This window comes from Nocardia sp. NPDC058519 (genome assembly GCF_042719755.1).
Lineage (GTDB): Bacteria > Actinomycetota > Actinomycetes > Mycobacteriales > Mycobacteriaceae > Nocardia.
The window spans coordinates 65502-92169 of sequence record NZ_JBHXNK010000030.1 but is presented as its reverse complement, the minus strand read 5'-3'; the positions used below and the strand labels follow the sequence as shown (position 1 = coordinate 92169).

The following is a 26668-nucleotide window of genomic DNA, read 5'->3' as shown; positions in this document are numbered from 1 at the left end:
TCGCGTACGCAACGGCGTCCAACCGGCGACCCGGCCGCGGACCGGCCACTTCGTGACCGGCCCCTCCCTAAGGGTCGGGGGTGTGGGCTGGGAGTGCGGGATGTTGCTGACTAGGCGTCTACGGTGACCGTTGCGTCGGACGCGGTGGCTTCCGCGGGCTTGCGGCGGCGCCTGCGGCGGGCGGGCTTGGCTGCGTCGTCGCCCTCGGCCGGAGCCGATTCGGACGCGTCGGTGGCTTCGCTGGTGCTCGACTCGACGGTCCCCGCTTCGCCTGCCTCGGCGGGCTTGCGGCGGCGGCGCCTGCGTCGGGCGGGCTTGTCGCCGTCGGTGGTGTCGTCCGGGGAATCGGAGCTCGACTCGGCGGTCGTGGTCGACTCCGTGCCCTCGGCGTCGGCCTTGCCACCGCGGGTGCGGCGACGGCTGCGCGAGGACTTGGGGCGCTCGGTGCGCTCCTCGACCACGGCGTCGTCGTCACGGGCGGGGGCCGCGGGCTTGCGGATCACGCCGGTGATGCCCTCGGGGATGCCGAGGTCGCTGTAGAGGTGCGGCGAACGGGAGTACGTCTCGGCGGGGTCGGCCATGTTCAGGCCGAGCGCCTTGTTGATCGACTCCCAGCGGTGCAGCTCGTCCCAGTCGATGAGGGTGATCGCGACACCGGTGCGCCCGGCGCGGCCGGTGCGGCCGATCCGGTGCACGTAGGTCTTCTCGTCCTCGGGGCACTGGTAGTTGATGACGTGGGTGACGTCGTCGATGTCGATACCGCGCGCGGCGACATCGGTGGCGACGAGCACGTCGATGGTGCCCTTGCGGAACTTGGTCAGCGCCTTCTCGCGGGCGATCTGCCCGAGGTCGCCGTGCACGGCGCCGACATTGAAACCGCGCTCGGCGAGATCGTCGGCCACCTTCTGCGCGGTGCGCTTGGTGCGGGTGAAGATCATCGTCGCGCCGCGCGATTCCGCCTGCAGCACGCGCGCGACCAGCTCGGCCTTGTCCATCGCGTGGGCCCGGTAGACGAACTGCGCGGTGCGGTCGTGCACCGCGGAATCGTTGGCCAGCTCGGCGCGGATGTGCGTCGGCCTGGTCAGGAAGGTGCGGGCGAGGGTGATGATCGGGCCCGGCATGGTGGCCGAGAACAGCATCGTCTGACGCTTGTCGGGCACCATCGACAGGATGCGCTCGATATCGGGCAGGAAGCCCAGGTCGAGCATCTCGTCGGCCTCGTCGAGGACGAGCACGCCGATCTTGCCGAGGATCAGGTGGTTCTGGTTCGCCAGGTCGAGCAGCCGGCCGGGGGTACCGACGACCACGTCGACGCCGTCGCGCAGTGCGGCGATCTGGGTGTCGTAGGGGCGGCCACCGTAGATGGCGGCGACCTTCAGCGAACCCTGGTGGTTGGTCAGGTACTTGCCCGCGTTCTCCAGGTCCTTGGTGACCTGGATGCACAGCTCGCGCGTCGGCACGATGACCAGCGCGCGCGGGGTGCCGTCGAGCGGGGTGGTGCCGGTGTCGGCGGTGGCGATGCGGTGCAGCAGCGGCACGCCGAAACCGAAGGTCTTGCCCATGCCGGTGCGGGCCTGGCCGATGAGATCCTCGCCGGACAGTGCCAGCGGCAGGGTCAGTTCCTGAATCGCGAAAGTGCGCTCGATCCCGATCTCACCGAGTGCGCGCACGATTTCTTCGCGCACGCCCAATTCGGCAAAACTCGGCGGGATGTGGGTGTTGTCCAGTTCGGCCGTCAGGAGTGTGTCGGCCAAACCGGGTTCCTGTTCGACAGTGATCTTGCTCAGTGTTCGTGCCTTCCTCGTCATTGCATCTCGCACGCACGAGGTGGGGCGGGCCGGTCGGCCCGCGACGACCACATACCCGCCTGTGATATTCACCGGGCCGCCGCCGGATAACCATCGCCGACCAGGCATTTTGCGTGGCCGTCGAGACGGTGTCATCGGCGCGGCGCTGCGGTGATGCGGATTCGTTGCGCGCACATTTTCTCGACATTGCTGTCTGTGGACATCGCCGCTGTCCGCCCGCGCTGTGCGCCGGTGGAGTGCCGCGCCGCGGAGTGTGTCCGGGCGTCGAAACTAGCGTTGTCCACGGAGATTGTAGCGTGATATTCTGCGCAATCCGAATTTCGACGTGGTTGAATGCCGCGCGAATACAGGCTCGCCACCGGATTGCCTCGGCACGGGTGGTGTGTCGCAGCGCAATTCATGCGCGCGGGATTTCGCGCGTGTCCACGGGTGTAATCGAGCTCACTGGTACCGGCGGTACCGTGTGTGAGACATTTCTAGTCGTGAGTATCACCGACATCGTCACCACTGCCGCGCGCAACGCGTGGGCGCTGAGCTTCGGCGCAGGAATCGAGCCCGTCGAACCGGCGCCCTCGACCGTGCTGTGGGACGAGCCGCACCGCCTGCTGCGTCGCTACGATACCGAATTCCAGTCTGCGGCAAGCGATTCCGCGGTGCTGCTGGTGCCGCCACTGGCCGCGCCCGCCACCTGCTTCGACCTGCGCCGCGATCAGAGCCTCGCCCGCTACCTGGTGGAGACCGGCCGCGCGCCCTACCTGGTCGACTACGGCGACATCTCCTTCGCCGATCGCCGGATGGGCTTCGAGGACTGGGTCACCGACATCCTGCCCGAGGCGATCCTGCGCGTGAGCGCCGATCGCGGCGGTGCCCCGGTCGATCTGATCGGCTGGTCCGTCGGCGGCATGTTCTCGCTGCTCACCGCGGCCGCGAACCCGGAATTGCCGATCCGCTCGGTCACCGGAGTCGGCCCGCCGCTCGACTACGACAAGATGCTCGGTATTCCGCAGCTGCGTGCTGTCGCCGGGCTCACCGGCGGCTGGGGGACCACCGCGTTCGTCCGGGCCGCGGGCGGCATTCCGGCACCGCTGACCAAACTGGGCTACCGGCTCGCCGCCTACGACCGTGAACTGGCGCGTCCGAGATTCATCGCCAGCAATATCGCGAACACCGAGACCCTGGCCAAGATGGAATCCATCGACCGTTTCCAGGCCGCCATGCCCGGCTACCCCGGCCGCTTCTACAACCAGCTGTGGGGCCGGATGATGCTGGCCAACGACATCGGCAACGGCAAGCTCGAATTGCGCGACCGGACCATCGAACTCGCCGACGTGCGCGTGCCCGTGCTGCTGATCGGCGGCAAGTCCGACGTGATCACCCCCAAGGCCGCCGTCGAGGCCGGTTTGCGCACCCTGTCGGGCTCCCCGTCGGTCACCTACGAGGTCGTGCCGGGCAGCCATCTCGGCATTCTCACCGGACCGGAAGCCCGCGAAACCACCTGGGCGCACCTGGACAAATTCCTGGCCGAACGCGACTGACCACCGATCGGGACTATTGTTGATAGCCATGGGAGCCCAGACCTCTGCCGCGCCGGAATTCTTCTCGACCGAACCGCTCGCCGCGGACCACGCGGGGGTGACCGAACTGTTCGCGGTCCTCGCCTACGGTGAGCTCTCCGCGTTCTATCGCCTCGCCGAAGAGGCGAAGCAGGCGCCGTCGCTGCGGGGCCGGATCGGCGTCGCCAAGATGGCCGCCGCCGAACTCGCGCACTTCGAGACCCTGGAGGCGGCGCTCACCGAGCGCGGTGCCGACGCCGAAGCCGCGATGGCGCAGTACCAGGGTGCGCTGGACTCCTACCACGCCTCCACGGACCCGTCGACCTGGCTCGAGTCGATGGTGAAGTTCTACGTCGCCGACGGCCTGGCCGCCGACTTCTACACCGAGATCGCGGGCGCGCTGCCCGTCGAGGTCGCCGATGTGGTGCGCGATGTCCTCGCCGAGACCGGACACTCGCAGTTCGTGGTAGACGAGGTCCGCAGCGCGGTGGCGGCCAGCCGCTCCGAGCGCGACCGACTCACGCTGTGGGGCCGCAGGCTGCTCGGCGAGGCGATCACGCAGGCGCAGTTCGTGATGGCCCAGCGCGACGAACTGGCCGAACTGGTCCTCGCCGCGACGGGCGACCTCAACGGCATCGCGACGTTGTTCGACCGCATGCAGGAACGTCACGCTGCTCGCATGGCCGAACTCGGCTTGTAGGTAGTTATCCGCCGACCGCGTGGCCCGGCACCAAGCGCAATTCCGGTGCGCGGGCGGCTGTTTCGCGGGGAAGCCAGATGACTACCTGTTGATCTTTATCGGCGGACAGCGTCTGCACCGTGTAGGTGAGGGTGCCTCGGGTCGGGTGTTCGAAGCCGAGGAGGGTGGGGATGTCTTCGGCCAGGCGGTGGGGTTGCCAGCGGCGGGCGAATTCGGGTTCTTCGCACAGGGTGGCGATGACGCCCGCTATGCGTTCGTCGTCGGGGCGGCGCAGGCGTGTTCTGGCGAGCTGGTCGGCGAGCAGATCGGCGAACTGGGGCCAATCGGTGACCGTGGTGCGGGCCAGGGGATGACGGAAGGTCCAGACGGCGAGATTGACCATGTCCGGGTTGTCGAGCAGACCCAGTGGGGTGGCGAGGTCGGCCCACGCGCTGTTCCAGGCGAGCACGTTGGCACGGGGGCCGAGGGCGAAGGCCGGGGTGGGGGCGAGCGCGTCGAGCACGCTGCGCAGCGCGGCGGGCACCTGATCGAGGGCTGGGTCGAAAGCAGTACTGGGGCAGCGGGATTCGCTGCCGGTGGTGAGCGCGAGCCAGCCGAAATGGGCCCGTTCGGTGTCGTTGAACCGCAGCGCGGTGGCGAGCGCGTCGACCACGGCCATCGACGGATTGGTATCGCGGCCCTGTTCGAGCCGGGCCAGATAATCCGCGCTCACACCGGCCAGCACCGCGACCTCTTCGCGGCGCAGGCCGGGGGTGCGGCGCCTGCCGCCGCCGGAAAGGCCGACGTCTTCCGGGCGCAATTCGGCTCGACGCGCGATGAGAAGCTCCGCGAACGCCGACCGAGCGCCCGGATGATCCCTGATACCTGCGCCAACCATGTCTCGATCCTCCCTGGTCATGGAATTTTCAGCCACGCCCTGCGGGGACCAGGATAACCGCGGTCTGGTTAACGGACCGCAGTCCGGTCACTGTGGAGACATGACCTCCTCGACACAGACCCAGCAGCTGAAGACCGGATCCTGGGCCCTCGACACCGCCCACTCCTCGGTCGCGTTCACCATTCGCCACCTCGGGATCGCCAAGGTACGCGGCGGCTTCACCCGCTTCGAAACCGAGTTCGCCGTCGACGAAAACGGCGCGGCCACCCTCGGCGCCACCATCGAACTCGACTCCTTCGACACCGGCAACGCCGACCGCGACGCCCACATCCGCCAGGCCGACTTCCTCGACGTCGCCAACCGCCCGACCCTGAGCTTCCGCGCCACCCAGCCGGTCCAGGTCGCTGAAACCTTCACCGTCACCGGCGAGGCCACCCTCGGCGCGATCACCCAGCCGCTCACCCTCGACGTCGAATGGGGCGGCATCGCCGACTTCCCCGACGGCACCCGCCACGCGGGCTTCTCCGCCACCGGCGCCATCAAGCGCACCGACTTCGGCGTCGGCGTCGCCATGCCGGGCATGCTCTCCGACACCGTGAAGGTCGAACTCGAGATCGAACTGATCGAACCCGCCTGATCCGTTCGCTCAGAGCGCAGGCGGCTGTGACACCGCTGTCGGTCGCCTGCATTAGCCTGGAGTCGACAACACAGGACTCTTACGTTCGGAGGTTGGCCGTGGAGGTCAAGATCGGTATTTCGGATAGCCCGCGAGAGCTCGTCATCAACAGTGCGCAGAGCCCTGACGAGATCGAGGCGCTGGTGTCCGATGCGCTGAGCGGCTCCGCAGGCGTCGTGTCGCTCACCGACGAGAAGGGCCGCAAGTTCCTGATCCAGGCCGCGAAGGTCGCCTACGTGGAAATCGGTTCCCCCGCCGCGGGCCGGGTCGGCTTCGCAACGGTCTGATCCGCGAGCACAAAAATGCCCCGTCATCTTCGAGATGGCGGGGCATTCTTTGTCGAATCGGGCCTACAGGTCCGGCGAGTACGCGCGCTGGGCGGCGGTCAGCGGGACGTGCTTGAGGCCACCCCAGGCCAGTGACACCGTGGTGTCGACGGCTTCGTCCTTGGGGACCGGGCGATCGGCTTCGAGCCAGTAGCGCGCCGAGAACTGGCTCGCACCGACGAGGCCGACGGCCAGGATCCGGGCACGGTACGGGTCGAGACCCGAGTCGTGGGCGACCAGATCGAACACCGCGTCGACACACGCCTCGGTGGCCTGCTCGACCCGGCGCTGCACCTGCGGTTCGCTGGTGAGGTCGGATTCGAAGACCAGGCGGAAGCCCTGCATCTCGTTGTCGACGAAATCGAAGTACGCGGCGACCGCGGCCCGCACGCGCTGTTTGTTGTCGGTGGTGGAGCGCAGCGCCTGGCGCACGCTCGACACCAGGATGTCGACGTAGTTCTGCAGCACCGCCAGGTACAGCTCGAGCTTGCTGGCGAAGTGCTGGTACAGCACCGGCTTGCTGACCCCGGCCACCTGGGAGATCTCGTCCATGCCCGCCGCGTGATAGCCGCGCTGGACGAAGACCTCGCTGGCGGCGAGCAGCAACTGCTGGCGGCGCTCGTCACGAGGCAGACGGGTGCCGCGCTTGGCCGGGACCGTCTCCGGCACCGATCGGCGCGAGGGCATGCGGTCCACGAGGTCAGTCATCTCGGCTCTCTATAGTCGATTCCCCTGACCATCGGGTGTGCGGTCCGGGTATCCCACGAACGATACTCGCACGGTGTTCGCCCTGCGTCTCGCCCTGGAAATGTAGTACCAGTCCACAGCGTTCGCCGGGCCGTAACCGTGCGATCTCCTCCGGGCGCCCGCACGGCGGATTTGCCCACTGTGAGAATCTGATGGGGTGACCGACCGGATGGATGACCATGCCGACGGCGGGCGCGATGTCGCTCGCTCCACGCAACCCTCCGAGTCCGGTGCTGTCACGTCGGCGTCAGAGGGGCGGGAACTGCAGGTCTACGACCCGCTCGGGCTCAGTCAGCCCGCCGATCGATCCCGGCAGCCGCTGCGGGCCCGCTGGGATCCCACCGACCACGACAACGGCCGCCCCCGCAGCCCGCAGCGCGAGGCGAAGAAGCAGAGCGCGCTCGGCCGATTCGTCTCCGCCTACGGGTGGCGTGCCTACGCGTTGCCGGTGCTGCTCGCCATCACCGTGCTGGTTGTCGTCGACGCGGTGCGCACCGGCCCGATCCCGCCGCCGAGCGACCCCGGCTTCGGTGCGCTGAGTCCCAAGGTGGCGCAGTCCGGCATCATCGGCGCACCTCCCGGCGACGGCAAGTTCCCCGCCGATCTGCCCCTCGGTGCGCTGCCGGATGGCGGCGAATACGTCGACCGCGCGGCGGGCACCTGGCATATCGTGCCGGGCACCAGCGCCCAGGTCGGCGTCGGCACCGAGCGCGTGTTCCGCTACACCGTCGAAGTCGAGGACGGCATCGATACCTCACCGTTCGGTGGCGACGCCGCCGTGGCGAAAATGGTGGAGACCACCCTGGCCAACCCGAAGAGCTGGACCAACGACCCCAAGTTCGGCTTCCAGCGCATCGACGCGGGCCCGGCCGATTTCCGCCTCTCGCTCACCTCGCGCGAGAGCACCCGCGCCGCGTGCGGATTCGAGATCCCGATCGACTCGTCGTGCTACAACGCCGACCTCGATCGCGTCGTGCTGTCGGAGGTCCGCTGGGTGCGCGGCGCCCTTGCCTTCGACGGCGATATCGGCTCCTACCGTCAGTACCAGATCAACCACGAGGTCGGCCACGCCATCGGCTACCACGGCCACCAGCCGTGCGAGACCGACGGCGGCCTCGCGCCGATCATGATGCAGCAGACCTTCGGCACCAAGAACAACGACATCGCCCTACTCGACCCCCACGGCGTCGTCCCCGCCGACGGCAAAACCTGCCGCTTCAACCCCTGGCCGTACCCGCGCGGATAGTGGTCCCGCCCATGCGGGAACATGAACAGGGAAGAACAGCGCGGCAGGTCTTGTTGTAGTCAGCAGAGCGGCCACCGGTAAACGGGCCGCGCCCGCCGCCATAGATACAGGAGTTCTCACGTGTCTCTCAATGGGACGTTGCCGCCGCTCGTCGAGCCGGCCGCGGAACTGACCAAGGACGAAATCGCTCGCTACAGCAGGCACCTGATCATCCCCGATCTCGGTGTCGACGGGCAGAAGCGGTTGAAGAACGCCAAGGTCCTCGTGATCGGCGCGGGCGGCCTCGGCTCGCCCGCCCTGCTGTACCTGGCCGCCGCCGGTGTCGGCACCCTCGGCATCGTCGAGTTCGACGAGGTCGACGCGTCCAACCTGCAGCGCCAGATCATCCACGGCGAATCCGATATCGGCCGCCCCAAGGCCGACAGCGCCCGCGATTCCATCCTGGAGATCAACTCCGGGATCGACGTGCGGCTGCACAAGATCCGCCTCGAGCCCGAGAACGCGGTCGAACTGTTCGCCGAGTACGACCTGATCGTCGACGGCACCGACAACTTCGCCACCCGCTACCTCGTCAACGACGCCGCCGTCCTCGCGGGCAAGCCCTACGTGTGGGGCTCGATCTACCGCTTCGAGGGCCAGGTCTCGGTGTTCTGGGAAGACGCCCCCGACGGCCGCGGCATCAACTACCGCGACCTGTACCCGGAGGCCCCGCCGCCGGGAATGGTCCCGTCCTGCGCCGAGGGTGGCGTGCTCGGCGTGCTGTGCGCGTCGATCGGATCGGTGATGGTGACCGAGGCGATCAAGCTGATCACCGGCATCGGTGAGACGCTGCTCGGCCGCCTGATGGTCTACGACGCACTGGACATGAACTACCGCACCATCAAGCTGCGCCGCGATCCGCAGCGTGAGCCGATCACCGAACTGATCGACTACGACGCGTTCTGCGGTGTGGTGTCGGAGGAAGGCACCGCGGCCGCGGCCGGGTCGACCATCACCGCCGCCGAGCTCAAGGATCTGCTCGACGCCGACAAGGTCGAGCTGATCGATGTGCGCGAGCCGGTGGAATGGGACATCGTCCACATCGCGGGCGCGACCCTGATCCCCAAGGACCGCATCCTGTCCGGCGAGGCACTGTCCGAGCTGCCGCAGAACAAGCCGATCGTGCTGCACTGCAAGACCGGTATCCGTTCCGCGGAGGCGCTGGCGGCGTTGAAGCGCGCCGGTTTCGCCGACGCGACACATCTGCAGGGCGGCGTGGTGGCGTGGGCCAAGCAGGTCGATCCGTCGCTGCCGGTCTACTGATTCGATAGCTGCCGGTTTGCGACCTCGCCGCTTGTTGCGGTGAGGTCGCGAAGTGGAGTATCACAGCGTGCCTTGGGACGACTCCGGTGATTGCGGGGTTACGGTACGGCCGTGACCTCAGTCGAACCTCCCGAGCATGTGCGAGCCACATTCGGGCTTCGCGAAGTGACACCGGTTGCCCTAGGGGACTGGGACGGTGGCTGGCGGATGGGTGAGGTGGTGCTCAGCCCCGTCGCCGATCACGCGCGGGCCGCCTGGTCGGCGAAGGTACGCGAACATCTCGCGGTCGACGGACTGCGGGTGGCCCGCCCCGTCCGTGCCACCGACGGTCGCTATGTGGTCTCGGGTTGGCGCGCCGACACCTACGTCGACGGTGCCCCCGAGCCCCGCCACGACGAGGTCGTCTCGGTCTCGCTGCGCTTGCACAAGGCGACAGCGGAATTGGAACGCCCCCGCTTCCTGGTCCAGCCGCCCGTCGCGCCCTGGGTCGACGTGGACGTGTTCGTCGCCGCCGACCGCGCCGCCTGGGAATCGATCCCGCTGCGCACCCTGCGCGCGGGAGGTGTCCCGATCGCCGCCACCCCCGACGGTCAGCGTTCTCTCGAACTGATCGGCCAGCTCTCCACCCTGCGCAAGCCCGTCCGCAGCCCCGACCAGCTCGTCCACGGCGACCTCTTCGGCACCGTCCTGTTCACCGGCGCCCACACCCCCGGCCTCACCGACATCACCCCCTACTGGCGCCCCGCCACCTGGGCCGCCGGCGTCGTCGTCGTCGACGCACTGGCCTGGGGTGGTGGCGACGACGGCCTACTCGACCGCTGGGCAACCCTGCCCGAATGGCCCCAAATGCTGTTACGAGCGTTGATGTTCCGCCTGGCAGTCCATGCTCTGCACCCGCGTTCTACCCCAGAAGCCTTCCCCGGGCTCGCCCGCACCGCGGACATGGTCCGTTTGGCGCTGTAAGGGCGAATTGCGCGCATCGTGACCGATGGGTCGGATGTGATCTCAAATCCGTTGAGACCCAACGTTTCCTGCGGCCCCGCATGCTATCTTCATCGAGCATCGCCGCCATGTGTCCTGCCCTGGACCCGGGGGACTCACCGCGGCCCGTCACGAGCGGTGAGGATTGCTGCGGGTGAGAATCCAGCCCAGACAACAGATTCTGGACATTTGGAGCGCCATGCTCTCGGCCTGCTATCGGGACGAGAAATGGCATTGGGACGGCGTCCTCGACGCCAATTCGATCAGCGATTCCGAACAGCTACTGTGCCTGCTCTACCCGGCGACGGAGATCGAGAGTTTCGCGCTGGATCGGCCGGATGCGATGTCCGACGACGTCAAAGTGGCGTTGGAGGCATTCGGCGGGCAGGCCAGAATCGGCATCACGGTGCTCGGGCTCGCCGAGGAGTACCTGGCCCGCAACACTGATGAAGACGGGCTACCCCGCTTCGATGCGGGTAGTTATCTCCGCGCGTCCGAAGACGGCGAACCGACGCAGGCACAGCACACACTGGAAGTGGTGGACGGATACTCGTTGTCGGTCACCGTGTGTATCGCGGCGCTCGGCTTCGCGCGCGTCTTCGATCGATGGGCGCGCACCGAGCGGCGCAAGGACATCAGCACTCGGCTCACCGAGCTGAGCGCGGGTTTGAGCACGCGGCTGACCGCGGCGATGACCGGCCTTGTGCGTAGCTTCGTGGTCAACACCGCCTCACCCCGCTCGCCTTCGGGCAAAGCGATGCTCGGGATGCTCAATCAGTCGGGACAGCCCGAGAAGGCGGTGATCGATGCCGTCGCCCGCAGCCTCGAGCGCGTGCGTGCCCGTCTGCGCAGCGATGTCACGCTCGGCCGGGCGCCGGAATCCGAACTCGACGACGAGGATCTGCTCTTCGAATGTGGCTGGAGCTGGGGCATTGTCCAGGGTGCCGACCCCGTCGATTTCGTGCCGACAGCGATCGGCTCCGGCGTGGGATTCGCCGATCCCCGGCCCTATCTCTACTTCACCATCACCGCGCTCGACGGCATCAACGACGTGCTGTCGCAACGAACCAGAGAGCTCGACCTGCTCGACGAAACCCAGTACCGCCTGGCCGAGGCACTGCGACTGCGCTGGGATATCACCCAGCGCTACTGGTCGACCGTCGCCCGTTTCGGCACCGGTACCTGGCCGCTGGAAGACATTCCGTGGCGCACCTCCGACGGCGAGGAATCGGACTATTTCAGTCTCATCGTTTCGGCGGTGCTGATCCAGGAACTGGTGGCCCGCACCGCCTCCGATGACGATCTGACCAGAGCGATCGGCATTTTCGACGAGTTGGCCAGGCGCGGCCGAATCATCCGCAGACCGACCCAAGCCGATCCGTCTGTCGCCCTGCACTATCCGGGCGTCCGGATGAAGCTACGCGGGAGCGAACTCGTCGAAGGCGGTGGGCCACGGCTGGAATGGATCGCCTCGGATTTCGCGCCGGTGCTGCTCAAGCGCTCGCTGCAGGCGGCTCGCCTGTCCGGCAACATCACCGCGCGCGACCGGTTGATGGAATTGGCGAAGCAGGTGATGGATCACCTCGATCTGCGAATGATCTCCGACGGTGACGCGGCGGGCCTGTGGGACGACCCCGGCGCGGCATTCGGTGCGGTGGCCCGATCGGGCCAGACCTTGCCCTCGTGGTACATGACCGAGCGCGTCATCGAATGCTTGGTGGCCGCCGACCGCACCTACCGGGAGGCGCCGTTGCGATCGCCCGCGATGGTGGTCCGGGCGGTCGAGCTGCTCAACGAGGCCGAGCACCTGCTGAATCAGGAAATGCTCAATGTCAGCGTCGAGGACACCTCGGCCAATCGCATCGCGCTCGACGGTGTCGAGCAGCAGTTGGCCAGGGCGAGAGATGTAGTGAATCTGCAACCGGGAACGGCGTTCACGCTCGCCTCGGCAGCGCTGATCGAACTCGATCGGCTCGCCTACGCACGCCTCGACGCGATGAGGAGCACCTGATCAGATGATCGTCTTCGCCACCTCCGACAAGGGCGGAACGGGCCGGTCTGTGACCAGTTGCAACCTGGCCTACCGGCTCAGTCTGCGCGGAATCAGTACGGCCTATCTCGACTTCGACTTCGGCTCACCCACCGCGGGCGCCCTCTTCGAGATCGGCTCGGTCGAACGCGGCACGCAGACAGGCAACGGACTGCACTCGTATCTGCGCGGCCACAACAGCCTGCACCAGCGCATCGACGTGCGGACGAGCACCAATCGGGATGCGTTGCGCAGCCAGCGCTCCCGCGGTGGCAAGTTGGTCCTGCTGCCGGGTGACGAGGGCGGCGGCGAAGCCATGTCGGCCAATGATCCCAAGGTGGTACGGCGCTGCCGCGAGCTGCTGCTCGACCTGGACAGCACCTTCAAAGTGGTGATCGTCGACCTCAGCGCGGGCCGATCGGTGGCGATGCAGATCGCGCTGGAGGCCACACGGCCACTGGACATGCCGGACAAAGAAGTGTGCTGGCTCGTCTATCACCGTTGGACCCGGCAGCACTTGATGGCGGCGCAGGGTTTGGTGCACGGGCCGAAGGGCTTGCTGAAGACGGGGGTCGAGCTCGGTTACGTGCCAGACGACCTGTTGGCCCGAATCCGTTTCGTGCGCACCGCTGTTCCCCGGGTCACCGATGAGCATGCCGCCAGCGGTGGTCCCCAAGCGGCGTGGTTGCTCAAACAGAACGACGCGCTGCGTTCCCTCGCTGCGGAGTATCGGCTCGGTGCGGGCGCGCTGCTGGGGGAGACACCGGTGGAACCGGTACTGCAATGGCGCGAACAGATCGTGCTCGATGCCGATGTCAATGCGGGTATCGCCAATCGGGCGACGGTGGAAGCTTTCGAAGAGCTGGCGCGCAGATTGTGGGATAGGGCGACCTGGGTTCGGGTGTAGTCGAGTCACCGCAAGCGTCGATCAGGGGCAAATGGACAAAAGTTGCGAAAGGGACTGGGGGAGGCGAAAATTCGTATGCACGACATGTACAGCCAGGGCTGGCGTGGCGTGTTGAAATCGAATTCGCCGCCATCCCGTGGCTAGAATCACACGCGGTTCTGTCCGGGAATGGTTGACAAAGGGGCTGTTGTTGTGGGTGGCGCCGTCTACGCCGAGTCGACGGCGTCTGTGCGTGTCGAAGCTGTTCCGCTGGCGCATGTATCCATCGAAGTCGGTCATTTCTACATGTCCGACCTGATCAACGGTGAAGCGGCGATCACGGCTCAATTCCGCCGGGTAGCGCCCTTGATAGAGATGTTCACCGAGGTCGCGAGGCAGGAGTTCGCGGCCGCCGCCGGTGGACCCTCCCGTGTTCGGGTGAGTACCTGCTTCCTGCTCGACGACTACTTTCAGACCGACGCCGACCCGCGGGTGATCGTGCCGAACCTTTTGCGCATCGCCGCGGAATCCGGGGTACGGATCGACTACCTGGGCAGCGAAGCGGGCTGCAACAAGTACTTACGTCGGCAGAACGAGGAATCCCGGATTCCGTTGGCGCAGATGGTCGCTGACTCGATCATCGCCGAACCCGCACCGGACAGCGCCGGTCGGCGGCCGCCGACCGCGGAGTCCGGATGGCTCTGCAATGGTCAGCGATCCAGTGACCGCGAGCTGGAGCAGGCGATGGAAGTGACCTACCGGCCGTCGGCGGAATTCGCCGCGCGCAATCATTCGCTCTTCCTCGATGTCGAGATGTGGCGCGACCGTGGCGGGACACAGGAGGTGCTGTGGTCATGCCCCTTCTTGGCGTCGGTCTGGCAGCTCCTGCGACTCGGCATGCTTCGCTATGAGGGAAAAGCCGTGGTGGATGCCGAACAGTGGGATCAGGACCGAGAGTGGCCTGCGCGCTGGGAGGAATTCCCGAGTGTGATCAAGCTGCAGGAACACGCGCCGCCGTTCGCGGCGTTCAGGTCGTTGTCGATCCTGCCGCAGCGTTATGTGGGCATCGAGCATGCGGTGCGGATGATTCTCGGCCACGTCGAGCCCGATCCCGCTGTCGTTCAACTGCTCAACCGGCGGGCCCGCGAGCAGCACATCGAGCTGACCGGCGACGTCACCGACCGGCTCTCCCACTTCTTTCTGAGCACCGTCTGATCCCATGCCACCGTCCACCGATACCGGTTACGCTGCGGCGATGCATCTCAGCGACGGTGCGCTGGCCCTTCTGGGTGAAGTGCGCACGGGCCTGCTTCCCGAGTCGAGAGCGCTGAGCCGGGCATCGGCGGCAGACCTGCTCACACTGGTCCGTGGTCGCCGCGTGCAATCGCGGGAGCGGCCGGTCACCTGGGCGCAATCGCCGATCATCCACGAAGGTGTCGACTGCAGGCTGGCGACGCCGAACCGAAGTAAGGTGCGCGCGGTCGGCACCGTCGCCACACACGCGACAGTGCGCGGCGGTCGTATCCTGCAGAGTTCGGCGATGGCGACTGTGGTCGCCGGTGTAGGCACGCACCGCCGTAGCTGGGGCCACTACCTCGGACGGATCGGCACCGTCGAAACCCTCACGCGGCTCGCGCCCGGGATCAGCGGTCAACTGGTCGACGGATTTCTCGGCCCGGCCGATCCGGTGACGGCGACGCTCGACCCAGGTGCCATCGCGGCCCGGCTGTTCACGCGGGTGCGCACCGACCTGATGCTGAACCAGAAGCCGCCCATTCAGACCAGCGCAGCCCGGCTGCGATGGGCGGCCCATGTCCGGCCGGGCGAAGCGCCGAGTCTGTCGTTCGTCCTGCTCGACGACGAGACGCGGCTCGTCTCGGTCGTCGTCGGCGACGGCGCGGAACTCGCTGCGGTGCAGCGCTTTTGCGAAGATCTGGCAGTGCACGACTGGCTGTTGACGGTGCTCACCGAGGTTATCGACGAGGCCGAGATGGCCGAATTGTCGGGCAGTTCGCCGGCTCAGGTGCTCGCTCCGCTGCTGGAACACCTCGTCCACCTGTGGCTTCCCGGCGCGCTCACGCCCGGACCACTGCGTGGGTTGTGGACCGCTGTCGAGGTCGATCCCGGGTTTACCGTCCAGTGGAATTCGAGGATCGGCCAGCTGCGCGACCGCGTCGCGGTGGCCACGCTGGGGGCGCTGAGTCGATCCCAGTCCCGGTGGTGATCACAGCCGGAACAATTGCCGGACGAGCAGCGCGAAGAACACCGACGTCGACACGATGCCCGCGTACGACTCGACGATCAATGTCGCTTTCGCGAGCAAGCTGTGCACGCCGACGCTCTCGGGGTCGACCGGATTGAGGAAGTTGACCAATCCGATCCGTACCGCGGTGGGGAACTCGATGTCAGGGGCAGTCAAGTAGAAGGCTGTGACGAAGACCGCGATCTCCGCGGCGATCCACCCCAGCAGGAGAAACGGTCGATAACCATAGCCACACAGCAGGTCCGAGACCGCGCCGGGTAATCGCCGTATGCGTCGACGACGCGCTTTCGTACGGGCACGCGCCATCTTCAGGCCACAACGATCCTGTCCGCGTGGATTCTCGGTGATGGTGTGCAGGCGGTAGGCCTGTCGGTAGGCGAGTGCGGCATGCGCGGGCAAGCGGTGCGCCGAAAGTTGTGCGCCGAGTTCCTCGTAGACATCGGCGAGCAGCGTGGACTGCGTGCGACTCAGGCGCAATGGTCCGCGGAACTCGATCTCGGCGGCGAACAGGGCGGTCAACACCGTTTCGCAGGAATGCTCGCGGCCGGTGGATTCGAGAGTGACGGGGTCGGCATCGCGATAGAGGTGCGCGAAGACGAGGCTGTCGCCGACCCTGCGGGTCGATGGTGGAACGTAATCGGCGAGGAACTGTTCGACCCGATGATTGAGGTCGTCGAGCAGCGCGTATTCATCGGGTCTGTGCACGGATCGGAGGAAGTCGGCGACGACGTCGGTGAAAGCGCTGGCATGTCTGCGGATGAGTGTGGTCTTGGACGCGACGAAATCGCCGGGCCGATCGAATCCGATGTGCTCGGTCATCGGTCGTCTACTGGTCCGCGGTCTTTGAACCACCGTCGGTCGGTGGGGTCGGCGGTGGTCCAGTCGTAGACGAGACGGTGTACCAACAGATCTCGCGGTTCGCCGATGCCGAAGTATTGGTCTTCGTAATCGGCCCACGTGAAGCCGGAATCCTTGTACAGATTCGATGCGGGCACATTCGACGGACGCACGGTGATGAAGACCGCGTCGACCTCCGATGACCGGCAGTGCGCCATCGCCCGCTCGAGCAACAACCGGCCGAGCCCTCGGCCTTGATGCCCGGACGACACCGCCAGACCGAGCAGCCACGCACTGTGCGGGCCGATCGCCACCATTGCGTACCCGCACAGCGAACCAGCCAGATCCGCTACCACCCAATGGGATCCGTGTATGTCGAACAGTTGGCGCAGGGCGAAGTAGGGGTAGGCGAGCGGCATGAACTCGTTGGATTCGAGCTCGGCTATCGCGACCAGATCATCGACGGAGGCGGCTCGAAACCGTGGCTCTGCCACCTCGTTCGAGATGTCCAACAGCACTCACCTCTGCCCGCCCCGGTGCCAGTCTGACCTCCAGAGTAAGGGCAGTTCGGGCGCGGCGGCCACAACACGGTTCGAAATGTGTTGTCACACAGCAGAAAGCCACGTTCGGGAGGGGGACCGAACGTGGCTTTCCGTGGTGCGGAGTGGGTGGATCAGACGCTGGCGTGGGCCAGGGAGGGGGCCTTGTCGGTGGCGAAGGAGGTGCGCAGGTAGCACCACCACGTGACGGCGGCCATGACGAGGAAGACGGCGGCGTAGGCCCAGAAGGCGGGGGCCATGGTCTTCAGGTGGACGTTGGACAGGCGAAGGGCCTGCTGGACGACGAAGCCACCCGCGGCACCGACCGCGCCGATGACACCGATCGCGGCACCGGCTTGACGCTTGGCGGAGGTGGCCGCCTCGGTCAGGTCCATGCCGTGCTCGGAGGCGTACTTCTTGGCGGTGGCGTTGAAGATCGACGGGATCATCCGGTAGGTGGAGCCGTTACCGATACCGGCCATGATGAACAGGCCGAGGAAGGCGGTCAGGTAGAGCGGGAAGCTCTTCAGGTCGACAGCGGCCACGATGCACGCCACCGCGATCGACATACCACCGAAGACGAACACGGTGATCTTGGCGCCGCCGCCGATCTTGTCGGAGACCCAACCACCGAACGGGCGGCTGAACGAACCGACCAGGGCGCCGAGGAAGGCCAGGTTACCGACCATGCTGATCCAGCCGATCGAGGCCAGATGCGGGAAGTTGGCCTTGATCAGGGTCGGGAACGCGAACGAGAAGCCGATGAACGAACCGAACGTGCCGATGTAGAGGAACGACATGATCCAGGTGTGTGGGTTGGTCAGCGCCAGCTTGTAGGACTTGCCGTCGGCCTTGGCGGAGACGACCGAGTCCATGTAGCGGAGCGCACCGAACGCGGCGATCAGGATGAACGGCACCCACACCAGGATCGCGAGGGTGATGCCGAACCGGTAGCCCGCGGCGTCCTTGGCCAGCAGATGCGTGCCGAAGGTGATCAGCAGCGGCGCGACCAGCTGGGTCTGCGCCACACCGAGGTTGCCACCGGCGGCGTTGATGCCGAGCGCGGCACCCTTCTTGCCCTCGGGGAAGAAGAACGAGATGTTGGCCATCGAGGAGGAGAAGTTGCCACCACCGACGCCGGCGAGCGCGGCCAACAGCAGGAAGACCCACATCGGGGTACCAGGCTGGTTGATGAAGTACGCCAGACCGAGGGTGGGGATCAGCAGCATTGCCGCACTGAAGGCGGTGAAGGCTCGCCCGCCGAACTTGGGGACTGCGAAGGTGTAGGGGATGCGCAGTGTGGCGCCGACCAGAGTGGGGACCGAGGTCAGCAGCAGCGCGTTGGCGACGGCAGTGGGGTTACCTTTGCCGAGGCCTTCCAGGAAGGTGAAGCCTGCGGCGCCCATGGCGGTGACGATAGAGCCGAAAAGGACCCAGACGCTGAAGCCCAGATTCTCGGCGAACACGGAGAACCACAGGTTCTTCTTGGCGGTCTTCTCGCCGCCCGATTCCCAGAATTTCTGATTGTCGGGTTCCCACTGGGAGAGCCAGCGACCCTTCTTCTCATATTCGAACGACGGAGATTCCGTCGCCTGGCCGGTGGCGGCGATTGCGGTCATCGGCTTCCTCTCGATCGAGCGCTTGTGCGGTGTCGAGATAAAGGTAGGAGCCGGTTGTTGCGTGACAATGGCCTCAGGTGACGTTCCCGGCAACTCGGGCTCACCGCGTGAATTCGCTGGTGGTGACAGCCCGGTTACCTGGATTCAGTAATCGGTTCTCCGCGCTGCTCAGCGATCCGGGTATTCGGCGATGAGTGACCCGAGGAAGCAGTTGGCGGCCTGCACGGCTCGCTCGGAGTCACCGTCGATGACGGCCTGCACGAGCTCGGCGTGCTCGGTGTCGTAGGCGTCGTCGGATTTCGCGGTCCGCGCGTGGATCACCTGTTCGATGATCGGCAGCAGCGAATCGTAGAACTCCAGATATACCGCGTTGTGGCTGGCGACGACGATCGCGCGGTGCAATTCGACGTCGGCGGCGATGGCCACCGGGTCGGCTTCGGCCCAGTTCCGGTTGCTGCGTTCGGCGAGCAGGCGCTGCAGGTTCGCGATATCGGCGTCGTCGCGGCGGCGCGCGGCCAGGCCTGCCGCGGTGGTGTCGAGGGCTTGGCGCAGCTCGAGGATGTCGCGTTCGTGCGCGTCGGCGAAGTACTTGCCAAGGGTGCCGCCGACCTCGGAGGTGGCGATCACATAGGTGCCCGAGCCCTGGCGGCGTTCGAGCATGCCCGCGTGCACGAGCGCCTGGACGGCTTCGCGGACGGTATTACGGCCGGTCCCGGTGAGCTCGGTGAGCTCCGGTTCGGTGGGGATCCGCTGGCCTACCGGCCAACGACCGGAACGGATCTCGGCCCGAAGCTGTTCGGTTACCTGGGCGATGAGGCTGGTTCGCCGGACGGGTTGCACGTTGGTAAGGGTACTGGTCCGCCGGGAGATCGCTCACAATCGCTTGTAGGAGTCATCGGGTCATCCTATGATTCTTGGGTGCCGCCGCTCCGTGATTTCCAGCCAGCTTCCGGCGCCGGGTCGACCCATGTGGACGACCGGCGTGGTCGCGTCGACCCGTCTCCCGAGATCACCGAGCGGTCGCTGATCGAAGGTCGGCTGCTCGTTCTGTCGGCCATCATCATGTCGGCGCTGACCTTGCGCGCCGCTGTCACGGCATTCAGTCCGCTTGCCGAGCGGATCGGGGCCGAGGTGGGGTACGGGGCGGGGATCATCGGGGTGTTCGGCATGTTGCCGACCGCGATGTTCGGGCTCGCGGGGCTCATCGCGCCGCTGGTCGTGCGCCGATTCGGGCTCGAACGGACCGTGTTGGTGGCGATGCTGCTGGCCGGTGCGGGGTCGCTGGTGCGGGTGTTCTCCACCGGGACCGTCGAACTGCTGGGGTTCTCCGGGGTCGCGCTGCTCGGCATGGGCATCGGCAATGTGGTGATTCCGCCGCTGGTGAAGCGGTATTTCGGTGATCACCTGGCGGTGATCAGCTCGCTCTACATCGTGATGGTGCAGCTCAGTACTGTTGTTCCGGCGTTCATCGCGGTGCCGGTGGCCGAGGCGCACGGCTGGCGGATCTCGATGGGTGTGTGGGCGCTGATCGGCTTCGCGGCCGCGATCCCGTGGTTGGTGGTGCTGCGCGATCGGCGTGGTCGCGACACGGTCGACACCACCGCGCTGCCCGCCGAAGCGCCCGAGACCGGCAAGGTCTGGCGTTCGCCGGTGGCATGGGGGATGGCCGGCATGTTCGGCATGACCTCGCTGACCACCTACGCGATGTTCGCCTGGCTGCCCAAGATCCTGTCCGACGCGGGCGCGAGCGCCGGTTTCGGCGGCAGCATGGTCGGCTTGTTCGCGCTGATCGGGCTGGTCCCGGCACTGGGCGCGCCCACCGTGGTCTCGCGGATGCGCAACCCGTTCCCTGTTGTCGTCGGCTGCATGGTGCTGTTCGCGACCGCTTTCGTCGGCCTGCTGGTGGCGCCGATGCACGCACCGCTGCTGTGGGTCGTGCTGCTGGGCCTCGGCCCATCCACCTTCCCGATGGCGCTGACGCTGATCAACCTGCGTACCCGCACACCCCAGGGCTCCGCGGCGCTGTCGGGCTTCACGCAGGGCGTCGGCTACGCGATCGCCTGCCTCGGCCCGCTGCTGTTCGGCATACTGCACACCTGGACCGGCGGCTGGCTCGTCCCCTTCGCCATGCTGTTCCTCGCCCTCGGTGTGCTCCTCGCGGGCGCCTGGCAGGCCTGCAAACCACGCATGCTCGAAGATTCTTGGTAGCTGCCGACTGATTTCGCTGATACATCGGTAACTCGCCGGGAACGGGCTAACTCGATGAACTTCTCACCGCCGGCCGCCCGCCGAAGTGCGGTGCGCGTGAATCTGGCCTAAAGTCGCTGAGAGGAGGCGCAGCTCACACCCTCACGGGTGATTGTGCCGATTTCTTGCCGCTTCCTTACGTGCGGAAATCGTTGCGTCACATGCACGAAACAAAAGGGCTGATCTCACCTCCCTGATCGGGCGATGGTGAGAAACCGTTGATTCGCGCGACATTTCCCGCAGCATTTCGGCAATACCCATTTCCTACCGTTGGGCCATCGCACTTTTGGGAGGCCCAATCTTGAGCACGCTGAAGCGGAACCACGACATCGACAACTGGGATGCCGAGGACGTCGCGGCCTGGGAAGCCGGTGGCAAGGACGTCGCCAAGCGCAACCTGATCTGGTCGGTGATCGCCGAGCACATCGGATTCTCGGTGTGGTCGATCTGGTCGGTGATGGTGCTGTTCATGCCCACCGACAAGTACGGCATCGACGCGGCGGGCAAGTTCTTCCTGGTCGCCATGCCCACCCTGGTCGGCGCGTTCCTGCGCATTCCCTACACCGTCGCCACCGCACGCTTCGGCGGTCGCAACTGGACGATCTTCTCCGCGTTCATGCTGCTCATCCCGCTGGCGCTGACCGCGTACTTCGTCAACCAGCCCGGCACGTCCTACACCACGTTCCTGATCGTGGCCGCGTTCGCCGGCTTCGGTGGCGGCAACTTCGCGTCGTCGATGACCAACATCAACGCCTTCTACCCGCAGCGCCTCAAGGGCTGGGCGCTGGGCATGAACGCCGGTGGCGGCAACATCGGTGTCCCGGTGATCCAGCTGCTCGGCCTGCTGGTGCTGGTCACCCTCGGCGGCGACTACGCCACGGTGATCTGTGCCGTCTACCTCGTCCTGGTCGGTGTCACCGCAGTGGGCGCCGCGTTCTACATGGACAACCTGACCAACCAGAAGGCCGACCTGTCCTACATGGTCAAGGCCCTCCGGGTGCCGCAGTCCTGGGCGATCGCCTTCCTCTACATCGGCACCTTCGGTTCGTTCATCGGCTACAGCTTCGCCTTCGCCCAGATCCTGCAGATCAGCTTCAAGGCCGGTGGCGACACCGCCGCCCAGGCCGCCATCCACGCCGCGTCGATCGCCTTCATCGGCCCGCTGCTCGGTTCGCTGGCCCGCCCCTACGGCGGCAAGATGGCCGACCGGATCGGTGGCAGCAAGGTCACCATCGCCACCTTCAGCGCCATGATGCTCGCGGCGCTGCTCGTGATCACCGCCTCGACGATGGCCGACGGCAACAAGGGCGTTGCCACCGGTGCCACCATGACCATGCTGGTCGCGGGCTTCATCGCCCTGTTCGTCCTTTCCGGTTTCGGCAACGGTGCCGTCACCAAGATCATCCCGTCGGTGTTCGAGGCCAAGTCCAAGAGCCTGCCGGTCTCGCGGGTCGAGCAGGCGGCCTGGTCGCAGAACACCTCCGGCGCCCTGATCGGCTTCGTCGGCGCCATCGGTGCCCTCGGCGGCGTCGGCATCAACATGGTGCTGCGCAGCTCCTACGCCAGCACCGCCTCGGCCACCACCGCGTTCTGGGTGTTCCTCGCCTTCTACGTGGTCTGCGCCGCCGTTACCTGGACGGTGTTCCTGCGCCGTCCCCGTCTCACCTCCGACTCCGCAGTCGTGGTCGAGGCCGAGCACATGGTCCTCGAGGCCGAAACCAACGCTTCGTCGTCCAATTCGTCGGCACGCTGACAACCGACCACTACCAAGGAGGTCACTCTCATGAACAGCAGCACTCGCAAGACAGTGGTCGTGGTCGGCCACGGCATGGTCGGACACCGCTTCGTCGAAGCCCTTCGCTCGCGCGACGAGGCAGGCCAGTGGCAGGTCATCATCCTCTCGGAGGAGAAGCTGCCCGCCTACGACCGCGTCGGCCTGTCCTACTACGTCGGCAACTGGAACGCCGATGACCTGGCCCTGCCCGGCAACATGTACGACGGCGACGCACTGGTCGACCTGCGACTCGGCCAGCGTGGCGAGTCCATCGACCTCGAAGCCAAGACCGTCACCAGCACCAGCGGCGACGTCATCGCCTACGACGCCCTGGTCATGGCGACCGGCTCCTACCCGTTCGTGCCGCCGGTGCCCGGCCACGATCTGCCCGAGTGCTTCGTCTACCGCACCATCGACGACCTCGACGGCATCCGCGCCGCCGCCGAAGCGGCCGGTCCCGGCGCGCACGGTGTGGTCGTCGGCGGCGGTCTGCTCGGGCTGGAGGCGGCCAACGCGCTGCGTCTGCTCGGGATGACCCCGCACGTCATCGAGTACAACGGCCGCCTGATGCCCGCCCAGGTCGACGCCGGTGGTGGCGCGATCCTGGAGAAGCTCGTCTCCGATATCGGCCTCAATGTGCACACGGGTGTCGGTACCGCCAAGATCGTCTCGATCGAGGAGGAAGGCGCCGACAACGTCACCGTGCACCTGTCCGACGACGCCGAGATCAAGGCCTCGCTGGTGGTGTTCTCCGCCGGTGTCCGCCCGCAGGACGCCCTCGCCAAGGCTTCGGGCCTCGAGATCGGCGCCCGCGGTGGCATCCAGACCGACCTCACCCTGCAGACCTCGGACCCGAACGTCTACGCGATCGGTGAATGCGCCGCGATCGAGGGTGTTTGCTACGGTCTGGTCGCCCCCGGTTACACCACCGCCGAGATCGTCGCCGACCGCCTGCTGGGCGGCGCGGGCGAGTTCCCCGGTGCCGATATGTCCACCAAGCTGAAGCTGATGGGCGTCGACGTGGCGTCCTTCGGTGACGCGCACGGCACCACCGAGGGCGCCCTCGAGGTCGTGCTGCACGACGCGGCCAAGGGCACCTACGCCAAGCTGGTCGTCTCCGATGACGCCCAGACCCTGCTCGGCGGCATCCTGGTCGGTGACGCCAGCCAGTACGCGGCCCTTCGCCCGCTGGTCGGGCGCCCGCTGCCCGCCGACGCCGCCGCGCTGATCTCCCCGGCCGGCGCCGAACTCGGTGCCGACGCGCTGCCCGACGACGCCCAGATCTGCTCCTGCAACAACGTCAGCAAGGGCGACATCTGCGGCGCGATCGCCGAGGGCGCCTGCGACATCCCTGCCGTCAAGAGCTGCACCAACGCGGGTACCTCCTGCGGTGGCTGTGTGCCGATGATCAAGAAGCTGCTCGAGCAGTCCGGCGTCGCGGTGTCGAAGTCGCTGTGTGAGCACTTCTCGCAGTCGCGCGCCGAGCTGTACGACGTGGTCGCCGTCACCGGCATCCGCACCTTCTCCGAGCTCATCGCCAAGCACGGCAAGGGCTCGGGCTGCGATATCTGCAAGCCGACCGTCGCCTCGATCCTGGCCTCGACCTCGAGCGAGCACATCCTCGACGGCGAGATGGCGGCGCTGCAGGACACCAATGACCACTTCCTGGCCAACCTGCAGAAGAACGGCACCTACTCGGTCGTCCCGCGGATGCCCGGTGGTGAGGTGACCGCCGACCAGCTGATCGTGATCGGCGAGGTCGCCAAGGAGTTCGACCTCTACGTCAAGGTCACCGGTGGTCAGCGCATCGACCTGTTCGGCGCCACCGTGGATCAGCTGCCGCTGATCTGGAAGCGCCTGGTCGACGTCGGCATGGAGTCCGGCCACGCCTACGGCAAGTCGCTGCGCACCGTGAAGAGCTGCGTCGGTTCCACCTGGTGCCGCTACGGCCAGCAGGACTCGGTCGGCATGGCCGTGCTGCTGGAGAAGCGCTACCGCGGTCTCCGTTCGCCGCACAAGATCAAGCTGGCCGTCTCGGGTTGCGCGCGTGAGTGCGCCGAGGCCCGCGGCAAGGACGTCGGCGTGATCGCCACCGAGAACGGCTGGAACCTCTACGTCGGCGGCAACGGCGGCCTGACCCCCAAGCATGCGGTGCTGCTGGCCGGTGAGCTCGACGACGAGACCCTGATCAGCTACATCGACCGCTACCTGATGTTCTACATCCGTACCGCCGACCGCCTGCAGCGCACCGCGCCGTGGCAGGAGGCCCTCGAAGGCGGCTTCGACTACCTCAAGGCCGTCGTCTGTGACGACAGCCTCGGCATCGCCGGCGACCTCGAGGCCGCCATGGCCAAGCACGTCGAGGGCTACAAGGACGAGTGGGCGGCCGTGCTCGAGGACGAGAACAAGCTCTCGCGCTTCGTCTCCTTCGTCAATGCCCCTGACGAAGCCGACCCGACGATTTCGTTCGACGACAGCGGCGAACGCAAGGTACCAGTGCTCCTCGGTCTTCCCGGCATGCCCGTCGGTGTTGGTTCGGACACAGCACCAACCGGGAAATAAGCACTTAACGCTGCGGAAACAGGGCGCCTGTACCAATAGGTAAGGCGTTCGGAGGAGGAACCGATGACCGTGATCGACACACCCACCATCACCAATGAGACCGCGACCTGGACCCAGGCTTGCCGGCTCGATTTCCTGATCCCGGGGCGCGGCGTTGCTGTCCTGCTGAAGGGCGGCCGTCAGGCGGCTCTGTTCCTACTCACAGACGGCACGCTCGCCGCCGTCGGCAATATCGACCCGTTCGGCCGGGCCGCGGTGATGTCGCGCGGCATCATCGGTGATCGCGGCGGTGTTCCCGTCGTCGCGTCGCCGCTGCTCAAGCAGGCTTTCTCGTTGATCGACGGCCGCTGTCTCGACGACGAGTCCCAGTCCCTGCCGGTGTACGCGGTCCAGCTCGACGGCGGCGTCGTCGCCGTCTCGAACGAGCCGGTGCAGACCCCATGACCTCTCCCACCGACACCGGCCCTTGCCTTGCCGGCTTCACCATCGGCGTCACCGCGGCTCGCCGCGCGGAGGAATTCAGTACTCTGCTCACCCGCAAGGGCGCGACTGTCACGTCCGCCCCTGCCATCCGCATCATTCCGCTGGCCGATGACACCGAGCTCGAGCGTGTCACCGAACTGCTGATCGCCGATCCGCCGCAGATCACCGTCGCCACCACCGGCATCGGGTTCCGCGGCTGGATGGAAGCGGCCGAGGGCTGGGGTCTGGCCGAGGTCCTGCGCGACACGCTCGCCTCGACCCGGATGCTGGCCCGTGGCCCCAAGGCCAAGGGCGCGATCCGCGCGGCCGAACTGCGTGAGGAATGGTCGCCCGCCTCGGAGTCGTCGGCCGAGGTCCTCGATCATCTGCTCGCCGAGGGCGTCGAAGGCGTCCGCATCGCGGTGCAGCTGCACGGCGCGACCACCGAATGGGAGCCGGTTCCCGACTTCTGCGAGGTGCTGCGCTGCGCGGGCGCCGACGTGGTGCCGGTGCCGGTGTACCGGTGGGAACCGCCGGCCGATCGTGGGCCGATGGACACCATGATCGACTCGATCATCTCCGGCAGCCTGGACTGCGTCACCTTCACCAGCGCGCCCGCCGTGGCGTCGCTGTTGATGCGAGCCAAGGAAACCGGGCTCTTGGAGTCGGTGCTGCACGCGTTCCGTGGCCGGGTGCTCGCCGCCTGTGTCGGGCCGATCACCGCGGCCCCGCTGGAAGAACTCGGCGTGCCGACGACGATGCCGGGCCGGGCCCGGTTGGGTGCGCTGGCTCGCCATGTGGCAGAAGAACTTCCGCGCCGCGCCAGCCGGATCTACGCGGCCGGTCATCTGATCAGCGTGCGTGGTGGCTGTGTGGTCGTCGACGGTGAAGTGCGTCAGCTGGCGCCCGCTCCGATGGCGTTGATGCGGTCGCTGGCTCGCCAGCCCGGTCGGGTTGTGTCGCGTGAGGACCTGCTGGCCGCGCTGCCGGGTGGCGGCGACGACACCCATGCGGTGGAGACCGCGATCGCGCGCTTGCGGGCTGGTCTCGGTACTCCCAAGGCGATTCAGACCGTGGTGAAGCGTGGGTACCGGCTGGCATTGGACGCGGCCGACTGCTCCGATACACCGCCCGCGCGGGCAGCTGTCCAGCCACCGCACGCCGCGGGGATCGGGACGCCCGCACGGTCGACCCGGCCCGCCCAAGCGATCGGGGTGTGGTGAGCGCCGCGCAG

General features: G+C 66.9%; 23 protein-coding genes. 16 read left to right on the top strand and 7 right to left on the bottom strand.

Features of this window, described 5'->3' with window-relative positions; all coding sequences use genetic code 11:
* Nucleotides 1-110 precede the first annotated feature (110 nt).
* Nucleotides 111-1808, bottom strand: a complete 1698-nt coding sequence (locus ACFWPK_RS27600) for a DEAD/DEAH box helicase (RefSeq protein ID WP_378920582.1) — start codon at nt 1806-1808, stop codon at nt 111-113.
* Nucleotides 1809-2290: 482 nt separating this feature from the next.
* On the opposite strand from ACFWPK_RS27600, the gene ACFWPK_RS27595 reads away from it, so the two are divergent.
* Complete coding sequence (locus ACFWPK_RS27595) at nt 2291-3343, top strand: alpha/beta fold hydrolase (RefSeq protein ID WP_378920580.1); 1053 nt, start codon at nt 2291-2293, stop codon at nt 3341-3343.
* Between the two features lie 28 nt (nt 3344-3371).
* Nucleotides 3372-4061, top strand: a complete 690-nt coding sequence (locus ACFWPK_RS27590) for a ferritin-like fold-containing protein (protein WP_378920579.1) — start codon at nt 3372-3374, stop codon at nt 4059-4061.
* A gap of 4 nt (nt 4062-4065) precedes the next feature.
* Here the strand turns inward: ACFWPK_RS27590 and ACFWPK_RS27585 are convergent, their stop codons facing one another.
* Complete coding sequence (locus ACFWPK_RS27585) at nt 4066-4938, bottom strand: helix-turn-helix transcriptional regulator (protein ID WP_378920577.1); 873 nt, start codon at nt 4936-4938, stop codon at nt 4066-4068.
* Nucleotides 4939-5038: 100 nt separating this feature from the next.
* Between ACFWPK_RS27585 and ACFWPK_RS27580 the strand changes: the two genes are divergently transcribed.
* A complete protein-coding gene (locus ACFWPK_RS27580) occupies nt 5039-5575 on the top strand; it encodes a YceI family protein (protein ID WP_378920574.1) in 537 nt (178 codons plus the stop codon).
* 98 nt (nt 5576-5673) lie between these two features.
* Entirely contained in the window at nt 5674-5901 is a 228-nt protein-coding gene (locus tag ACFWPK_RS27575) for a DUF3107 domain-containing protein (RefSeq protein ID WP_194826377.1), read from the top strand.
* 63 nt (nt 5902-5964) lie between these two features.
* Here the strand turns inward: ACFWPK_RS27575 and ACFWPK_RS27570 are convergent, their stop codons facing one another.
* The gene (locus ACFWPK_RS27570) at nt 5965-6648 is read right to left on the bottom strand and encodes a TetR/AcrR family transcriptional regulator (protein ID WP_378632708.1); all 684 of its coding nucleotides are present in this window, start codon (nt 6646-6648) and stop codon (nt 5965-5967) included.
* Between the two features lie 208 nt (nt 6649-6856).
* On the opposite strand from ACFWPK_RS27570, the gene ACFWPK_RS27565 reads away from it, so the two are divergent.
* From ACFWPK_RS27565 to ACFWPK_RS27535, 7 genes are all read left to right on the top strand, one after another.
* On the top strand, nt 6857-7933 hold the full coding sequence (locus ACFWPK_RS27565) for a DUF3152 domain-containing protein (protein ID WP_378920597.1): 1077 nt from the start codon (nt 6857-6859) through the stop codon (nt 7931-7933).
* Nucleotides 7934-8053: 120 nt separating this feature from the next.
* A complete protein-coding gene (gene moeZ, locus ACFWPK_RS27560) occupies nt 8054-9235 on the top strand; it encodes an adenylyltransferase/sulfurtransferase MoeZ (protein WP_378920572.1) in 1182 nt (393 codons plus the stop codon).
* A gap of 111 nt (nt 9236-9346) precedes the next feature.
* Nucleotides 9347-10198 (top strand): TIGR02569 family protein, encoded by an 852-nt coding sequence (locus ACFWPK_RS27555; protein ID WP_378920570.1) that lies wholly within the window; start codon nt 9347-9349, stop codon nt 10196-10198.
* Nucleotides 10199-10370: 172 nt separating this feature from the next.
* Nucleotides 10371-12227, top strand: a complete 1857-nt coding sequence (locus ACFWPK_RS27550; RefSeq protein WP_378920569.1) for an SCO2524 family protein — start codon at nt 10371-10373, stop codon at nt 12225-12227.
* Nucleotides 12228-12231: 4 nt separating this feature from the next.
* Complete coding sequence (locus ACFWPK_RS27545) at nt 12232-13152, top strand: SCO2523 family variant P-loop protein (protein WP_378920567.1); 921 nt, start codon at nt 12232-12234, stop codon at nt 13150-13152.
* Between the two features lie 168 nt (nt 13153-13320).
* A complete protein-coding gene (locus ACFWPK_RS27540) occupies nt 13321-14346 on the top strand; it encodes an SCO2522 family protein (RefSeq protein WP_378920565.1) in 1026 nt (341 codons plus the stop codon).
* Between the two features lie 40 nt (nt 14347-14386).
* Nucleotides 14387-15355 carry an SCO2521 family protein gene (locus tag ACFWPK_RS27535; RefSeq protein WP_378920563.1) on the top strand — a complete coding sequence of 323 codons (969 nt, stop codon included), beginning with the start codon at nt 14387-14389 and terminating at the stop codon, nt 15353-15355.
* Here ACFWPK_RS27535 and ACFWPK_RS27530 read toward each other — a convergent pair whose 3' ends face one another.
* The 4 genes from ACFWPK_RS27530 to ACFWPK_RS27515 all read right to left on the bottom strand — a co-directional run bounded on the left by ACFWPK_RS27530 (nt 15356) and on the right by ACFWPK_RS27515 (nt 19229).
* Nucleotides 15356-16213: a hypothetical protein gene (locus ACFWPK_RS27530; protein WP_378920561.1), complete on the bottom strand. Its 858-nt coding sequence runs from the start codon at nt 16211-16213 to the stop codon at nt 15356-15358.
* Nucleotides 16210-16743 (bottom strand): GNAT family N-acetyltransferase, encoded by a 534-nt coding sequence (locus ACFWPK_RS27525; protein WP_378920559.1) that lies wholly within the window; start codon nt 16741-16743, stop codon nt 16210-16212. The genes ACFWPK_RS27530 and ACFWPK_RS27525 overlap by 4 nt, the downstream gene beginning before the upstream one ends.
* 161 nt (nt 16744-16904) lie before the next feature.
* Nucleotides 16905-18389 carry an MFS transporter gene (locus ACFWPK_RS27520; RefSeq protein WP_378920557.1) on the bottom strand — a complete coding sequence of 495 codons (1485 nt, stop codon included), beginning with the start codon at nt 18387-18389 and terminating at the stop codon, nt 16905-16907.
* Between the two features lie 168 nt (nt 18390-18557).
* Nucleotides 18558-19229 carry a FadR/GntR family transcriptional regulator gene (locus ACFWPK_RS27515; RefSeq protein WP_378920555.1) on the bottom strand — a complete coding sequence of 224 codons (672 nt, stop codon included), beginning with the start codon at nt 19227-19229 and terminating at the stop codon, nt 18558-18560.
* 222 nt (nt 19230-19451) lie between these two features.
* On the opposite strand from ACFWPK_RS27515, the gene ACFWPK_RS27510 reads away from it, so the two are divergent.
* From ACFWPK_RS27510 to ACFWPK_RS27490, 5 genes are all read left to right on the top strand, one after another.
* Nucleotides 19452-20597: an MFS transporter gene (locus ACFWPK_RS27510; RefSeq protein WP_378920595.1), complete on the top strand. Its 1146-nt coding sequence runs from the start codon at nt 19452-19454 to the stop codon at nt 20595-20597.
* A gap of 337 nt (nt 20598-20934) precedes the next feature.
* Nucleotides 20935-22389 (top strand): nitrate/nitrite transporter, encoded by a 1455-nt coding sequence (locus ACFWPK_RS27505; RefSeq protein WP_378920593.1) that lies wholly within the window; start codon nt 20935-20937, stop codon nt 22387-22389.
* A 30-nt stretch (nt 22390-22419) separates the two neighbouring features.
* Complete coding sequence (gene nirB, locus ACFWPK_RS27500; protein ID WP_378920553.1) at nt 22420-24972, top strand: nitrite reductase large subunit NirB; 2553 nt, start codon at nt 22420-22422, stop codon at nt 24970-24972.
* Between the two features lie 63 nt (nt 24973-25035).
* A complete protein-coding gene (nirD, locus tag ACFWPK_RS27495) occupies nt 25036-25416 on the top strand; it encodes a nitrite reductase small subunit NirD (protein ID WP_378920551.1) in 381 nt (126 codons plus the stop codon).
* On the top strand, nt 25413-26657 hold the full coding sequence (locus tag ACFWPK_RS27490; RefSeq protein WP_378920549.1) for a uroporphyrinogen-III synthase: 1245 nt from the start codon (nt 25413-25415) through the stop codon (nt 26655-26657). The genes nirD and ACFWPK_RS27490 overlap by 4 nt, the downstream gene beginning before the upstream one ends.
* Nucleotides 26658-26668 lie beyond the last annotated feature (11 nt).

Coding starts and splice junctions, on each gene's coding strand:
- ACFWPK_RS27600 (WP_378920582.1), bottom strand. CDS start 1,808: ATGACGAGGAAGGCACGAACACTGAGCAAGATCACTGTCGAACAGGAA.
- ACFWPK_RS27590 (WP_378920579.1), top strand. CDS start 3,372: ATGGGAGCCCAGACCTCTGCCGCGCCGGAATTCTTCTCGACCGAACCG.
- ACFWPK_RS27585 (WP_378920577.1), bottom strand. CDS start 4,938: ATGGTTGGCGCAGGTATCAGGGATCATCCGGGCGCTCGGTCGGCGTTC.
- ACFWPK_RS27580 (WP_378920574.1), top strand. CDS start 5,039: ATGACCTCCTCGACACAGACCCAGCAGCTGAAGACCGGATCCTGGGCC.
- ACFWPK_RS27570 (WP_378632708.1), bottom strand. CDS start 6,648: ATGACTGACCTCGTGGACCGCATGCCCTCGCGCCGATCGGTGCCGGAG.
- ACFWPK_RS27565 (WP_378920597.1), top strand. CDS start 6,857: ATGGATGACCATGCCGACGGCGGGCGCGATGTCGCTCGCTCCACGCAA.
- ACFWPK_RS27545 (WP_378920567.1), top strand. CDS start 12,232: ATGATCGTCTTCGCCACCTCCGACAAGGGCGGAACGGGCCGGTCTGTG.
- ACFWPK_RS27540 (WP_378920565.1), top strand. CDS start 13,321: ATGGTTGACAAAGGGGCTGTTGTTGTGGGTGGCGCCGTCTACGCCGAG.
- ACFWPK_RS27535 (WP_378920563.1), top strand. CDS start 14,387: ATGCATCTCAGCGACGGTGCGCTGGCCCTTCTGGGTGAAGTGCGCACG.
- ACFWPK_RS27530 (WP_378920561.1), bottom strand. CDS start 16,213: ATGACCGAGCACATCGGATTCGATCGGCCCGGCGATTTCGTCGCGTCC.
- ACFWPK_RS27520 (WP_378920557.1), bottom strand. CDS start 18,389: ATGACCGCAATCGCCGCCACCGGCCAGGCGACGGAATCTCCGTCGTTC.
- ACFWPK_RS27510 (WP_378920595.1), top strand. CDS start 19,452: ATGTCGGCGCTGACCTTGCGCGCCGCTGTCACGGCATTCAGTCCGCTT.
- nirB (WP_378920553.1), top strand. CDS start 22,420: ATGAACAGCAGCACTCGCAAGACAGTGGTCGTGGTCGGCCACGGCATG.
- nirD (WP_378920551.1), top strand. CDS start 25,036: ATGACCGTGATCGACACACCCACCATCACCAATGAGACCGCGACCTGG.
- ACFWPK_RS27490 (WP_378920549.1), top strand. CDS start 25,413: ATGACCTCTCCCACCGACACCGGCCCTTGCCTTGCCGGCTTCACCATC.